The 13,281-nt window shown below is 71.6% G+C and carries 16 protein-coding genes and 3 pseudogenes; 10 read left to right on the forward strand and 9 right to left on the reverse strand.

Annotated features, from left to right (window positions below; genetic code table 11):
* Positions 1-424, reverse strand: a pseudogene (locus JFN87_RS27315) (hypothetical protein); the annotation flags it as partial.
* A gap of 136 nt (positions 425-560) precedes the next feature.
* On the opposite strand from JFN87_RS27315, the gene JFN87_RS27320 reads away from it, so the two are divergent.
* The 8 genes and pseudogenes from JFN87_RS27320 to JFN87_RS27355 all read left to right on the forward strand — a co-directional run bounded on the left by JFN87_RS27320 (position 561) and on the right by JFN87_RS27355 (position 6,562).
* Positions 561-1,748 (forward strand): class I SAM-dependent methyltransferase, encoded by a 1,188-nt coding sequence (locus tag JFN87_RS27320; RefSeq protein ID WP_443732206.1) that lies wholly within the window; start codon positions 561-563, stop codon positions 1,746-1,748.
* Between the two features lie 48 nt (positions 1,749-1,796).
* On the forward strand, positions 1,797-2,192 hold the full coding sequence (locus JFN87_RS27325; protein WP_209344161.1) for a WXG100 family type VII secretion target: 396 nt from the start codon (positions 1,797-1,799) through the stop codon (positions 2,190-2,192).
* A 4-nt stretch (positions 2,193-2,196) separates the two neighbouring features.
* On the forward strand, positions 2,197-2,502 hold the full coding sequence (locus tag JFN87_RS27330) for a WXG100 family type VII secretion target (protein WP_209344163.1): 306 nt from the start codon (positions 2,197-2,199) through the stop codon (positions 2,500-2,502).
* Positions 2,502-4,244 carry an RNase A-like domain-containing protein gene (locus JFN87_RS27335; protein WP_209344165.1) on the forward strand — a complete coding sequence of 581 codons (1,743 nt, stop codon included), beginning with the start codon at positions 2,502-2,504 and terminating at the stop codon, positions 4,242-4,244. Before JFN87_RS27330 ends, JFN87_RS27335 begins: the two co-directional genes overlap by 1 nt.
* Before the next feature lie 11 nt (positions 4,245-4,255).
* The gene (locus JFN87_RS27340) at positions 4,256-4,813 is read left to right on the forward strand and encodes a hypothetical protein (protein WP_209344167.1); all 558 of its coding nucleotides are present in this window, start codon (positions 4,256-4,258) and stop codon (positions 4,811-4,813) included.
* A gap of 63 nt (positions 4,814-4,876) precedes the next feature.
* On the forward strand, positions 4,877-5,176 hold the full coding sequence (locus tag JFN87_RS27345; RefSeq protein ID WP_209344169.1) for an RNase A-like domain-containing protein: 300 nt from the start codon (positions 4,877-4,879) through the stop codon (positions 5,174-5,176).
* An 11-nt stretch (positions 5,177-5,187) separates the two neighbouring features.
* The gene (locus tag JFN87_RS27350; RefSeq protein WP_209344171.1) at positions 5,188-5,841 is read left to right on the forward strand and encodes a contact-dependent growth inhibition system immunity protein; all 654 of its coding nucleotides are present in this window, start codon (positions 5,188-5,190) and stop codon (positions 5,839-5,841) included.
* A 50-nt stretch (positions 5,842-5,891) separates the two neighbouring features.
* Positions 5,892-6,562, forward strand: a pseudogene (locus JFN87_RS27355) (class I SAM-dependent DNA methyltransferase).
* Between the two features lie 16 nt (positions 6,563-6,578).
* On the opposite strand, the gene JFN87_RS27360 reads toward JFN87_RS27355, so the two are convergent.
* Positions 6,579-6,953 carry a hypothetical protein gene (locus JFN87_RS27360; RefSeq protein ID WP_209344185.1) on the reverse strand — a complete coding sequence of 125 codons (375 nt, stop codon included), beginning with the start codon at positions 6,951-6,953 and terminating at the stop codon, positions 6,579-6,581.
* A 196-nt stretch (positions 6,954-7,149) separates the two neighbouring features.
* Here JFN87_RS27360 and JFN87_RS27365 point away from each other — a divergent pair, with 196 nt between their 5' ends.
* Entirely contained in the window at positions 7,150-7,659 is a 510-nt protein-coding gene (locus tag JFN87_RS27365; RefSeq protein ID WP_209344173.1) for a DinB family protein, read from the forward strand.
* A gap of 15 nt (positions 7,660-7,674) precedes the next feature.
* Here JFN87_RS27365 and JFN87_RS27370 read toward each other — a convergent pair whose 3' ends face one another.
* From JFN87_RS27370 to tsaB, 4 genes are read right to left on the reverse strand one after another with little or no spacing between them, the layout of a single operon-like run.
* Positions 7,675-7,944 (reverse strand): hypothetical protein, encoded by a 270-nt coding sequence (locus JFN87_RS27370; RefSeq protein ID WP_209344175.1) that lies wholly within the window; start codon positions 7,942-7,944, stop codon positions 7,675-7,677.
* Positions 7,941-9,038: a tRNA (adenosine(37)-N6)-threonylcarbamoyltransferase complex transferase subunit TsaD gene (gene tsaD / locus JFN87_RS27375; protein WP_209344177.1), complete on the reverse strand. Its 1,098-nt coding sequence runs from the start codon at positions 9,036-9,038 to the stop codon at positions 7,941-7,943. The genes JFN87_RS27370 and tsaD overlap by 4 nt, the downstream gene beginning before the upstream one ends.
* A complete protein-coding gene (gene rimI / locus JFN87_RS27380) occupies positions 9,031-9,579 on the reverse strand; it encodes a ribosomal protein S18-alanine N-acetyltransferase (protein WP_504739792.1) in 549 nt (182 codons plus the stop codon). The genes tsaD and rimI overlap by 8 nt, the downstream gene beginning before the upstream one ends.
* Positions 9,576-10,289: a tRNA (adenosine(37)-N6)-threonylcarbamoyltransferase complex dimerization subunit type 1 TsaB gene (gene tsaB, locus JFN87_RS27385; RefSeq protein ID WP_209344178.1), complete on the reverse strand. Its 714-nt coding sequence runs from the start codon at positions 10,287-10,289 to the stop codon at positions 9,576-9,578. The genes rimI and tsaB overlap by 4 nt, the downstream gene beginning before the upstream one ends.
* A gap of 161 nt (positions 10,290-10,450) precedes the next feature.
* Here tsaB and JFN87_RS27390 point away from each other — a divergent pair, with 161 nt between their 5' ends.
* A complete protein-coding gene (locus JFN87_RS27390; protein WP_209344180.1) occupies positions 10,451-11,008 on the forward strand; it encodes a L,D-transpeptidase in 558 nt (185 codons plus the stop codon).
* 42 nt (positions 11,009-11,050) lie between these two features.
* Here the strand turns inward: JFN87_RS27390 and JFN87_RS27395 are convergent, their stop codons facing one another.
* The 3 genes and pseudogenes from JFN87_RS27395 to JFN87_RS27405 all read right to left on the reverse strand — a co-directional run.
* Entirely contained in the window at positions 11,051-11,335 is a 285-nt protein-coding gene (locus JFN87_RS27395) for a hypothetical protein (protein ID WP_209344189.1), read from the reverse strand.
* Between the two features lie 166 nt (positions 11,336-11,501).
* A complete protein-coding gene (tsaE, locus tag JFN87_RS27400; protein WP_209344183.1) occupies positions 11,502-12,083 on the reverse strand; it encodes a tRNA (adenosine(37)-N6)-threonylcarbamoyltransferase complex ATPase subunit type 1 TsaE in 582 nt (193 codons plus the stop codon).
* A pseudogene (locus JFN87_RS27405) lies at positions 12,046-12,967 on the reverse strand (alpha/beta fold hydrolase); the annotation flags it as partial. The gene tsaE and the pseudogene JFN87_RS27405, both read right to left, overlap by 38 nt.
* Between the last annotated feature and the right edge of the window lie 314 nt (positions 12,968-13,281).

Here is a 13,281-nt window from a genome sequence, read left to right on the forward strand (position 1 = left end):
CGGCGGGATGGCCCGCGGGGCTGGACGCGGCCTGCGAGGGGCTGCGCGAGGGCGACGCGGAGTCCGAGGCGGACGCGGATGTGGACGTGGGCGCGGAGGTGGACCGGGAGGGCGACGCCGAGGCGCTCGACGCGGACGCGGAGGGCGAGGCCGAGCCGGAAGGCGTTGCGGTACCGGAGGCGGAGGCGCTGCCGGACGGGCTCGCGCCCGACGCGGAGGCGGACGGGGTCGAGCCGGTTGCCCCGGCCGCCGAGGGCAGGGACTCGGCGACGCCGGCGGCGCCCGCGACCCCCGGGGCCCCGGCCTTGCCCGCGTCGCCGACGTCCTTCGTGTGGCCCGCGGCGCACCCCGAGCCGACGGCGGCGACGAGGAGCGCGGCGGCGACGGCACGCGTCCGCCGGCCCAGACGGGCCCGATCCCTCATCAATTGTTCTGTTTGTCGTACTAGTCGCATGGCGCCGCATCCTCTCAGCGCGTGCGGCCGCCGCCCCGCAGGCGCCGCCGCCCCGCGCACGCGGTCCCCCGCCTGGCCGACAGCTCGCCTGGCCGACAATGGGCCGGTGACCGAAGAACCACCCGGCCTCGCGCCGCTGCTCACCCCGGAGGGCCAGGCCCTGCTCGCCCAGGTGCGCGATCACGACCCGTCGCACGAACTGGCCCTCGCCACCCGCCTGCGCCGCGACCACCCCGCCGGCCTGGTATCGGCCGCGCTCGGGCAGGCGCGGCTGCGGCAGCGCGCGGTGGCGAAGTTCGGCGCCGAGGACGCGCACCGCATGTACTTCACGCCGAACGGCGTCGAACAGGCGACCAGGTCAGCCGTCGCAGCCCACCGCGCCGCGCGGCTGCGCGCGCTGGGCGTGCGGCGGGTGACGGACCTGTGCTGCGGCATCGGCGGCGACGCGGTCGAGCTGGCACGCGCCGGGATCGCCGTCACGGCGGTGGACAAGGACCCCATGACGGCCGAGATCGCGGCCGCGAACGTGCGCGCGCTCGCGCCCGCGGGGCCGCCGGCCGAGGTGGTGTGCGCGGACGCCACGACGTACGACCTGACGGGCGCGCAAGCCCTCTTCGTCGACCCGGCGCGACGGCGCGGCTCGGGCAGGGTCTTCGACCCCGAGGCGTACGCGCCGCCGCTGTCGTGGGCCATCGACGCGGTACGGCGCACGGGCCTCGGCGCGATCAAGATCGCACCGGGCATCCCGCACGAGCTGGTGCCGGACGACTTCGCGGCGGAGTGGGTCTCCCACGGCGGCGACGTGAAGGAGGCGGTGCTCTGGCACGCCCCGGGCCTGCCCCCCGCCCGCACGGCCACCCTCCTCCCCGAGGGCGCCGAGGTCACCGCGGCCGGCCTCCCCGACCCCGCGGTGCGCCCGCCGGGCCGCTACCTCTACGAACCGGACGGCGCGGTCATCCGCGCCCACCTCATCGCCGAGGCGACGACCGCCCTCCCGGACGCGGGCCTGCTCGACGAGACGATCGCGTACGTCACGTCCGACACCCTCCACCGCACCCCGTTCACGACGGCGTACGAGATCACCGACGTCCTCCCCTTCAACCTCAAACGCCTCAAGGCGCTGCTGCGCGAACGCGAGGTGGGGATCCTCACGGTGAAGAAGCGCGGCTCGGCGGTGGAGCCGGAGGAGTTCCGCAGGAAGCTGAAACTCAAGGGGAAGAACGAGACCACGGTCTTCCTCACCCGCGTGGCAGGCGCCCCGAGCATGCTCCTTGGCAATCCCGCCCCCAAGTAGGGTCGTTGGAGCGGCCGACGCGGCCCGCGCCTTGGCCGAGGGGGGAACGTGACGAACACACCGGGCCTGGACGTCTCGTCGGACGGCCTGACAGGCCTGGCGGACGACCTGGGCGCCATGCGCGATCACCTCGACAAGCAGGTGAGACGCATGGCGTCCGTGCTCGACAACGTCAGGAAGGACTGGGCGAGCGACGCGGGCAGCGGCTTCGGCGCCAGGCAACAGCGCGTCGCCGAGGACGTGGTGCGCCTGAGAGGCAAGCTCCGGGTCATCGAGGAGGCCGTCAGGCTCAGCGCGAACGGCTTCACCGAGCAGGAACTGGACACCCTGGCCCGCATGCGGCGGGAGGACTCCGCGGTGACCGAGGCGGAGGTACGAGCAGCAGCCGAAGCACTCACGGCCCCGGCCACCTCCACACCGCACAGCCGCGTGCTGGACGTCTGACGCCGTGGCCGCCGACCAGGACCGCATACACGTGTCGCTTCCCGGCCTCCAGCACGTCGCAGGGGAGCTGGAATCCATTCTGAGTGAACTCGATGAGGAGCTCGAAGCGCTCTACGGACGCACCGCGGCGGTGGTCCGCGCCTGGAAGGGCGAGGCACGCAGCGCGTGCGTCGACGAACTCGACGAGTGGGACGCCCTCGTGCAGGACATGCGGGCCACCCAGCGGTGGCTGCACCAGGTCGCCGTCTCGGGCCACGCCAATTACGCGGCGGCGCACGCTGCCGTGCTGCGCGGCTGGGGAGCCGCCTGATGACCACGCCGGCCGGCGGCACGGTCGACGTCACGCCTTCGCAGCTCTACGGCGTGAGCGGGCAGATAGCGAGCCGGCAGGACCCGATGAACGCGGCGGTGCGAAGCCTCCTCGACTCGCTGGGCTCCCACCCCGACTGCGGCGGGTACGGCACGGCAGCGCAGCATTTCGCCTCCGTCTACAAGCAGGTGGCCGAGGCATTCGTCGAGACGTGGGGCAAGACGATCGTCAGCATCGGCGGCGCGGCCGTCGGCTTCACCGCGACGGCGAACCACTACGTGACCGCCGATGCGGCCAGCAACCCCACCGGCAGCCCCCACGCCTCACCCCATGCCCTCCCCACCGTGATCGACAAGGCCCCACACTTCGGGCCGGTCACCGACCTCCGGTGGAACGACGTGGACGGCGCCCAGAGCCTCCTCCAGATCCTCCACGAGGGCGCGGCAGGCATCGGTTATACCGTGGAGCAGCTCGCACTCGACGCCCTGACCAGGGCCGACAGCCTTGCAGCAATCCTGCCGCTGCCCGACTATCAGGGACTCTCCGCGCTGGCGGAGGCGTGGAGCCTTCCCGCGATCACGGTCGGCCTGGCCGACTCCACGCTCACGGGTCTGCTGGAAACCATCACGGACCAGAGTGACAGCGAGTGGTACGGCGCCATGCGCGAGTTCTGCAGCGCGATCTGGGGCACCGCGGCGTGGGGCCGGGGAAGCGCCGTCATGCCTCTCGATCCGAGGACGGGCAAGGCCCCGGTGTGGGCCGACGGAACGGCCGGCCGCGTCTGGAGGCACGACACCGCCGGGGGCTCCTCGTCACATCCGATCCTGAGTGTGCTGACGGACACCTGCGCCGGGATCAACTCCGCTTTGTTCGCGTTCGCGCACTCGGCGAAGACCGTACGTGACAAGGCGCGGACGATCTTCGAACAAGCCATTGACGACGCCATGCCGGATCTGCACACCGGCTCAAAGCTGCAGGACCTGAGGAACGCCGGCGAAAGCCTGCTCGGCATCGGCTCGAACATCGCCTCAGGTGGCGCCGTCATCGACGTGGACGGCGACGCGATCGACGCGGCGGTGTCCGAGTACGAGGAAGCCGTGCGGTCCCAGGCAGCCGACTTGAAGAAGCTGTTGCCACCGCTGAAAGAGGCCTCTCTGAGCGCCCCGACCTACGCCGCGGAGGAAGCGAGGGCCGAAAGCTTCGGCGCCCGTGCGCTGACGGACTTCAAGAAGGAGCACTCCTACCACGTTCCGGACGACGACCCAGCGAACCACCACTACCCGATCGACCTGGCGTCCGAAGAAGGCTTGGACGGCGCGCATACTCTGGACAAGCACGTCGGAAAAACGGAAGGGCAGCTCGCACAGCGACTCCGGGATCAGGGCTCACACAAGCCAACGCCGACGTGGCCCATGGGCAGCCCGAAAATCTCGGCATCCAGCTCATTCGCGACACTGGAGGAGGCTCAAAAGCTCACCCAAGGAAACATCGACCAAAATTCGGCAGTCATTAAGCAATGGATTGACGAGCATCAGTCGGGATCACAAAACGCGGAAAACACGAAAGCAGTCGTCGATGTGGTGCCAGGTGGAGAAATTACTGGGTACAGCATAACCAAGCAGAGCTTCAGGAATCACGGGATGAACGCGCAGGAAACGCCGACACATGAGGTAAGCACCGTCTTGCGATGGGACCCCGACATGGATCCCCCCTTTGTAGTACTCACATCCATGCCGCAATAGGAGAATCGGACTTGGAGCAAATGAAATGGGAGGAAGCACTCTCCCGCGTGGAAGACGAATGCGACTGCTGCATCGCAGCTACGGGACCGCGGCGGGAACAGAACTGGCAGCAGGATGCCGTAGCGGTAATGCGAAGGGAGGTCCGGGATCCACGCGGCTGGAGGACCATCGACGACTGTGCATGCGCCCACGAGGCCAGCGGCAACCCCTCGTTCCCCTTCCAAAGCCCAGACGCGGAAAAGCTCGCAGAGAACACCTATCCGATTACCATTGACGCCGCGACGTCATTGCTCACTCTGATCACTGACCAATGGTTCAGAGTTTCGAACTTTGTCAACAGCGGAAAGAACAGGGATCTCCTTCTGGTCGATGCGCGATTCATTCTTGCCAGGTACGGACCGGACGCTCAAATGTTCACCACGTCCGGGGATGCGCGATCAACGATGAATCCGGACTTCAGCCAGTCCGCTCAAGCCGGTCACAGTTTCTCGAACTACATCATGGAAATCGGCCTCATCGCAGTGTCAGACACCGAAGTGGGCGTCTTCTGGGGTTTCAACGCGGACTGATGGCGCTTGGACAAGGTCGGGGTCACTTCCGTCGCCGCTGGCCATATGTGGTAGCAATCGCCTATGCGAACCCGTTCCGCGACCTACCCAGACCGCGAGACCGCCCAGTGGGCGACGCAGCAGGTGGTGAGGCGGAACGAGCAGGTCATCCACCGGTGGCTCGCGCAATGCGCCCGGCAACGGCTCACCATCGAGGCCGCCTGGCCGTCAAGGGACGAGCCCGTCGGGCGGGTGCTGTTGCAGGCCATGATGTTCGCCGGACGAAAGTCCGTGGACGTGCGGTCCGCACGGGTGGTACTGCGGCGGGATCCCGCCGCGCCGCCAGGATTCACCGTGCAAGCCTCCTTCCCCTTCTACCTGTAGAGGCCCGCGCCGTGCCGCTCGAACCGCTGGAGCACGACCGCCATTACGGCGAACTCGACCAGGTCGTCAGGGCGTTCATGGGCCACCGCGGCCACGACGAGCACGCGCTGACCGCCTACCTGCGCCACACCTGGCACACAAGGCCCTGGGCCCTCGGCGTCGCGGAGCAGCAGCTGCGGACGTACGCCGCCAACCCGCCGGGGCGGCTCCGCCGGGAGCTCGGGGAGTTCTACGACGTGCCCAACGTCGGGCTACCGGGTGCCGAGATCCAGGGCTGGCTGCTCACCCTCGCCGACCGCATCAGGAAAAGCATCGAGGCAGGCCAGGCACCGCCGCTCGCCGTGCCCGCCACACACTGGGAGTGGCAGGCACGCTTCCCCGAGCTCACGCAGTTCCTCGGCGGCTGGTTCTCACAGGACATGCCGGACGAGTTCGCCGCGCACGAGGACGCCGTGGCCGACTACACGGATTCGACCGATCATGGTCTCCTCGCCCGCCTCGCGGGAGAGATCCACGAGCTGCTCGCGCTGCCCCTGGACGATGCCGGCCTCGCGGTGGCCGCCGCGGAACTCGGCCTGGAGATGGACCCGCCGCCTCCGCACACCCTCGGCAGCTGGCTCCTCCTCATGGCGGAGACCGTCGCGAGCGCCGCGCGCAGCTCATGAAGCGGAGTCGGCGCCTGCTCAAGTAGCAAGCGCTAACCTACGGTTGGACGATGCGGGCACACCCCATTGACCAGCCGGACGATCTCGACGTCGTTCGCGAGTCCTATGACCGGGTCGCCGACAACTACGCGGAGATGGTGCTCACGACGGGCATCGGCGACATCCGCGGCCACCCGTGGCTCAAGGCGGCCATCGACGCCTTCGCCGACTCCGTCGGCAAGCTCGGGCCCGTGCTCGATGTCGGATGCGGGCCCGGGACCGTGACCGCTTACCTCGACGAGCGCGGGCTCGACGTGTCCGGCGTCGATCTCTCGCCCCGCATGGTCGAGAACGTCGCGCCGGCTTCATCCGCAGTGCCGCTTCAGCGTCGCTTCCGCCACCGAGCTCGATCTCGCGGGAGGCGTCCTGCGGGGGCATCCTCGGGTGGTGGTCGCTGTTCAACCTGCCTCGCGACGTGCTGCCCCAGGTCCTCGCCTCGTTCGCGCGCGCCCTGAAGCCCGGCGGGTACTTCATCACCGCGACGCACGTCGGCGACGGGGACCTGCGGCGCACCGAGGCCTACGGTGGCGTCGCCGTTCGCTGGACGACGCACAAGTGGCTGCCCGAACAGCTCGTGGGGCTGATCGAGCAGGCCGGGCTGCGTCCGGTTGCCGAGCTCCGGCTCCCTCCGGAGGAGTGCAGCGGCCCGGGTGTGATCGTCATGGCCGAGCGCCCCGCCTGAGCGTGCGGGGCGCCGGTCAGTCCAGATTGTCGAGGTCCGTGAGCTCGTCGGCGTAGATCTTCGACAGCGGTTGCGGCCCGACGTACTGCTGGCAGTTGCACTGCCGCAGCTCGAACCGCGACGGCTTCTTCTCCGCGTCCCACTCGACCGGGGACCGCACGTCCTCGTGGCACTTGCCTGTCTTGTCGTGCTTCGCCAGGTGATGGGTGCAGCCGCAGACGGCTTCCGGCGGCTTGTGGGACTCCTCGATCGCGAGCCGCCCGTCCTCGGCGAGCTTCAGGCGCTCCATCCTTCTCTCGTGCCTGGTCTTGAGCGCCGAGCGGCCGGTGTCCGCGATCCAGCTGAACCCGCCCACCATGAAGAAGACGAATATCCACCAAAACCAGTTCATCCGCCGCCCCTTCACCTGATGGCGCATGCGTGTTCCCTTCCAGAATAGGACGTACGGGGTAGGAACGGCTTCAACAAAGGAGGCCTCCTGCGTCACTCGCCGCGCGAGAGCGCCGCGTACGCCACTGACCAGCAGGGATGCCATAGCGAATGTGGCAGCGCGGACACGGCGCCGGCCTGTGGATACCCTGCCCGGCATGACCGTCGACAGCCGTCCGGAGCCCCCGTCCACCGGAGGCGAGCGCGAGATGCTGCGCGCCTTCCTCGACTTCCACCGGGCCACGCTGGCCATGAAGACGGAGGGACTGGACGACGACGAGCTGCGGCAGCGCTCGATGCCGCCGTCCACCCTGTCGCTCCTCGGGCTCGTGCGGCACATGTGCGAGGTGGAGCGCACCTGGTTCCGCATGGTGATCGGCGGCGAGGACCTGCCGCTCGTCTGGTCGGACACCCGCGACTACCAGGTTGCCTACGACGCGACCGGGGCCACCCGCGCCGAGGCGTTCGCCGCCTGGGAGGCCGAGGTCGGGCACTCCCGCAGGATCGAACGCGAGGCGGCCTCGCTGGACGTCACCGGCGTGCACAAGAAGTGGGGCGAGGAGGTGTCGCTGCGCATGGTGATGCTGCACATGATGCACGAGTACGCGCGCCACAACGGGCACGCCGACCTGCTGCGGGAGGCCATCGACGGGACGGTGGGCGCTTAGGCGCCCGTCCACCCCTTACGGCCGGTTGTTCCCGGCGTCCACCGGTTCGAAGCGCCAGCGGTGGACCGGGCGCGTGACGAGGTCCCCCGGTGGGTCGGGGAGCTCCGGGACCGGCGTGGTGTACGTGCCCGGCCACCACGTCAGGACGAGGACCCTGTCCTGCGGCGCGCGGAACGTCTCGCGGCGCAGGGGTTCCTCGGCCAGCCGCCGGCCCGTCGCCCAGGCCAGGAGCTCCTCGCCGCGCCCCTCCGCCGCGCGCGCCTCCCACATCAGCGTGACGGTCACCGGCGCGCCGCCCCCGCCGCATGGGCGTGCGCGTGGGCGTGGACCGCGTCGTGCGCCGGTACGTGGGGATCCGTGACCGGGAGCGAGCTGTCGGCGGACAGCTCCCACGCCGACGCCGAGCGCCCGCGTGCGACCATCTCGGCGCCCAGCGCCGCGACCATCGCGCCGTTGTCCGTGCACAGGCCCGGGCGCGGCACCCGCAGGGTGATGCCCGCGCGCGAGCAGCGTTCCTCGGCCATGGCGCGCAGCCGCGAGTTGGCCGCCACGCCGCCGCCGATCATCAGGTGGTCCACGCCCTCGTCACGGCACGCGCGTACCGCCTTGCGCGTCAGGACGTCCACGACGGCCTCCTGGAACGACGCGGCGACATCGCGCACCGGCACGTCCTCGCCCGCGTTGCGCTTTGCCTCGATCCAGCGCGCCACGGACGTCTTGAGGCCCGAGAACGAGAAGTCGTACGGCGCGTCGCGCGGGCCCGTGAGGCCGCGCGGGAACGCGATCGCGGCCGGGTCGCCCTCGCGTGCCAGCCGGTCGATGACGGGACCGCCCGGGAAGCCGAGGTGCAGCACGCGCGCGATCTTGTCGAACGCCTCGCCCGCCGCGTCGTCGATCGTCGCGCCCAGCGGCCGCACGTCCGAGGTGATGTCGGGGGCGAGCAGCAGCGACGAGTGGCCGCCGCTGACGAGGAGCGCCATCGTCGGCTCCGGCAGGGGGCCGTGTTCGAGCTGGTCGACGCAGATGTGCGAGGCCAGGTGGTTCACGCCGTACAGCGGCTTGCCCAGCGCGTACGCGTACGCCTTGGCCGCCGACACCCCGACGAGCAGCGCCCCGGCGAGGCCGGGACCGGCCGTCACGGCGATGCCGTCGAGGTCGCGCGCGCTGATGCCGGCGGTGGCGAGGGCGCGCTCGATCGTCGGGACCATCGCCTCCAGGTGGGCGCGCGACGCCACCTCGGGCACCACGCCGCCGAAGCGCGCGTGCTCGTCGACGCTGGACGCGATCGCGTCGGCCAGCAGCGTCGTGCCGCGCACGATGCCGACGCCCGTCTCGTCGCAGGACGTCTCGATGCCGAGGACGAGTGGTTCGTCAGCCATCAGTGTCCGTTCCTCCCGGGCCCCGGCCGGTCTCGCCCGGCAGGGCCTCCTTCATGTCGCGCATGTCGCGCCGCATCACCAGCGCGTCCACGTTCCCCGGCTGGTAGTAGCCCTTGCGGAAGCCGATCGGCTCGAAGCCGAACCGCCCGTAAAGCTTCTGGGCGCGCGTGTTGTCCACCCGCACCTCGAGGAGCACCTCGCTCGACTCGAACGCGGTGGCGTGCCGCAGCAGCTCCGTCAGCAGCCGGGCGCCGAGGCCACCGCCCCAGTGGTCGCGGGTGACGCCGATCGTCTGCACGTCGGCCACTTCGCCGACCGCCGCGAGGCCGCCGTACCCGACGAGCCTGCCGCCCTCGTCGGCGACGACGTAGCGGCGGGTGGCGTGCGGGCCGCGCGCGTGCGCGAGCTCCGACCAGAACATGCCGGGCGACCAGGCGTCCTCGGGGAACAGCTCGTCCTCGAGTTCGAGGACGGCGTCGATGTCCCACCACCGCATCTCGCGCAGGACGACGGCCGCAGGATCGCTCGCTGCGTGGCTCACGTCGGGGTGACCACCTTGTAGTTCTTCGGCACCTGCGCGTCGGGGCGGCGCAGGTACAGCGGCCGGGGCGGCAGGAACGCGCCCCTGGCCCGGCTGCCCCCGCCTTCGCCCCCGACCTCGCCCCCGACCTCGCTGCCGCCGTCGCCGTTCGCGAGCAGCTCGGCTGCCAGTCCCGCGAGCGCGGCGGCCGACTGGTGGAGCGGCTCGCGGGCGTCCGGGAACGCCTCCGGGTACAGGGCCGCGCCCGCTCCCACCACAGGCAGGCCGGCGACGGCCTCGGCGATGTCCGCCGGCCGGTCGACGGCCGGTTCGCCCACGCGGTGGCGCGCGTCCGCGTACCGGGCCCAGTAGACCTCCTTGCGGCGCGCGTCCGTCGCGACGGCGAACGGGGTGTCGAGGCCGGCCGCGTACGCGAGCCCGTCGAGCGTGCACAGCCCGCGCACGGGCACGCCGAGCGCGGAGCCGAAGGTCAGCGCGGTCACGATGCCGACGCGCAGCCCCGTGTACGGGCCGGGCCCGACGCCGACGACCAGGTCCGTGACGTCACCGGACCCGGCCCCTGCGGCGGCGAGCACCCGGTCGACGGCGGGCAGCAGCAGTTCGCCGTGGCGGCGCGCGTCGACGTCGCTCTCCTCGGCGACGACGCGCGTGCCGTCGTGCAGGGCGACGGTCACGGCGGGGGTGGCGGTATCGACGGCAAGCAGAAGCACGCGAACAGCCTACGGCCCCGGGGGCAGGGCTCGCGGCGTCCCGGTCCGCTCGTACGCTGCTGCTACCGTCGGCCGCGTCAACACGGAGACGGGTAGTACACGACCGGTACAGGCGTACAGGCGTACAGGCGTACGAAAGCGCGAGAGGTGGCTGAGGACAGGTGTCACGGAGCAGCTCCGGATGGGTCGCCGGGCTCACGGCCGCGGCCCTGGCCGCTGTCGGCTTCCTCGCGGTCCAGGCATCCGCTCACGCGCCGTCGCACCCCGCCACGGCCGCGTCGCCCGCTCCCTCCGCGTCCCACGGCGCCTCGGGGCCCCAGCGGCCGCGCAAGGACCCGCGCGCGCTGCCCACGGACTCCGGCGACGGCGCGCGGGTCGTGTACGCGCTCAAGGCGCAGCGGGTGTGGCTGGTGGCCAGGAACGGCAAGGCGACGCGTACGTTCACGGTGCAGCCGAGCACGGTCGACCCGAAGCCCGGCTCCTACACGGTGACCAGCAGGACCGACCAGATCACCGGCTCCGACGGCGTGCCGATCGAGCACGTGGTCCTCTTCGCGAAGGAGGACGGCACGGTGATCGGCTTCAGCGCGGCGCAGAACGGCTCGATGGCCAGCCCCGACCCGTCGAAGAAGACCGGCGGCGTGCGGATGAAGACGGCCGACGGGGACGCGCTGTGGAACTTCGCGACGTTCGGCTCGACGGTCGTCGTGGTGCCGTGACGCCCGTGAGGCCGTGAGGCCGCGTCCGCGGTAGCGCGGCGCTCAGCGCGTCGCGACGGCCCGGCCGCGCTCGCCTGTGGAATTCGCCCTTGGTCCCCGCGGCTCCGGCTGATCGTCGGAGCCGTCCGCCGGCGGCGTCGACACGGCGGACGCCGCGGCACACGACGCCAGCAGGTCGCTCATCGGCACGTCCGACGGCTCGGCCGCGCCGTGCGCACCCGCCGGGGTCCTGGCCTGGGCCGAGGTCCTGGCCTGGGCCGTGGTCCGCTCCGGGGTTCGCGGCTGTGACCGCTGCTGTGGTTGTGGCTCGCGCTGGGACGCCGTCATGACTGCCTCCTGGGCTCCGGGGGCAAGCGTGGTGAGGTAGCCCTAACCACCTGGTGCTTTTCCATGTGACCACGCGGGCGGCGGGCCGCGCAACATCGTGCCGACAACTTGTCGGGATGTTCGGGACGGGCGCGACCCGGCCACAGCGGACTGCCAGGGCCGCGCGTCACGCGAAGGCCGCGCCCAGCGCGGTGAGCGCCCCGTCCGTCCAGCGCTGCCCGTACCCCGTGAGGGTGACGCGGCGCCGCTCGTCCTCCTCGGGCGCGGTGCCGGTGGTACCGCTCGCGTCCCCGGTGGCACGCTCGATGACGACGTGCAGGCGCGCGTCCGACAGCTCCTCGACCTTGTCGTCGCCCCACTCCACGACCACGACGGAGTCGGGCAGCGACACGTCGAGGTCCAGGTCCTCCATCTCGTCGAGGCCGCCGTCCAGCCGGTACGCGTCGACGTGCACGAGCGCCGGGCCGCCGCACAGCGACGGGTGGACGCGCGCGATCACGAACGTCGGCGACGTGACGGCCCCGCGCACGCCGAGTCCCTCGCCGATGCCGCGCGTCAGGGTCGTCTTGCCCGCGCCCAGCTCGCCCGTGAGCATCACCAGGTCGCCGGGGCGCAGCAGGGCGGCGAGCTCCCTGCCGAGGTCGCGCATGCGCTCCGGGGCGTCGACGGCGATCCCGGCCGTCGTGACGTGGCCGGGCGCGGGGGCGTGGCCCGGGTCGGGTGCTGGACTGTTCCGCGGTGCTTCCATACGGGCCAACGTTACGGGCAAGCGCCGGGCGCGAAGCCGGGCACACCCGCGCGCGCCAGCAGGTCGGTCAGCCGCTCCGTGACCGCTTCGGGGTGCTCCAGCATCACGAGATGGCCCGCGCGCTCCACGAGGACGAGCTCCGCGTCGGGCAGGACCTCCGCGATGGCCTCGCTGTGCGAACTGGGCGTGATGAGGTCACCCTCGCCGGCCAGGATCAGCGCGGGCGTGGGCAGGAAGACGGCGAGCGCCCGCACCTTGTCGTGGTCGGCGAACGCGGGGTAGAACTCGGCGACGACGTCGATCGGCGTGTGCTCGATCATCCGCTCGGCGAACCTGACGATCGCCGGGTCCACGTCATCGGAGCCGAACGAGTAGCGCTTGATCACGCCCGCGTACAGGTCAGCGGTGGCCCTGCGGCCCCGCTCGACGAGACCGGCCTGCGAGCCGAGCGCCTTGAGCACGCCGGGCAGCACCCGGCGCGCGGCGTTGACGCCGAAGGCGGGCAGGCCGTACGTGATCTCGCCGAGTCTGCCGCTCGACGTGCCGACGAGGGCGACGGCGGCGACTCGCTCCCTTATGAGGTCGGGGTACTGCTCGGCGAGCGCCATGATCGTCATGCCGCCCATGGAGTGGCCGACGAGCACGAGCGGCCCCTCGGGGGCGGCCGCGTCGATGACGGCCTTCAGGTCGCGCCCGAGCTGGTCGATGGTGACGGGCTCCGGCTCGGACCCGCGCTGCGCGACGCCACGCCCGGAGCGCCCGTGGCTGCGCTGGTCCCAGTGGACGGTACGGACGCGACCGCGCAGGGCGGCCCGCTGGAAGTGCCAGGAGTCCTGGTTGAGGCAGTAACCATGACTGAACACGACGGTGACGGGCGCGTCGGCCGCGGGCGCGTCGGCCGCGGGCGCGTCGGCCGCGGGTACCTCAGCTGCCGCGAGCGCGTCGGCCGAAGGCACCTCAGTTGCCGCGGGCGCGTGAGCCGCGAGCGCCTCAGTTGCCGCGGGCGCGTCGACCGACCCGGGCGCGTGAGCCGGAGGCGCGTCGGCCGCAGGGTCGTCGGCCGGCTCGGAGTCGCCGGGCGCAGGCACGGCAGGTGGCGGGGGCGGGGGGGGCGGGGGGTCGGGAGAGCGGGCGGCGGGGCGCCGGACAGCGATGGGTGGGGGAGGGCGGCGTGTGGGAGGGGGAGGGGGGGGGGGGG

It is taken from the genome of Streptomyces montanisoli (assembly GCF_017813245.1).
Classification (GTDB): domain Bacteria; phylum Actinomycetota; class Actinomycetes; order Streptomycetales; family Streptomycetaceae; genus Streptomyces; species Streptomyces montanisoli.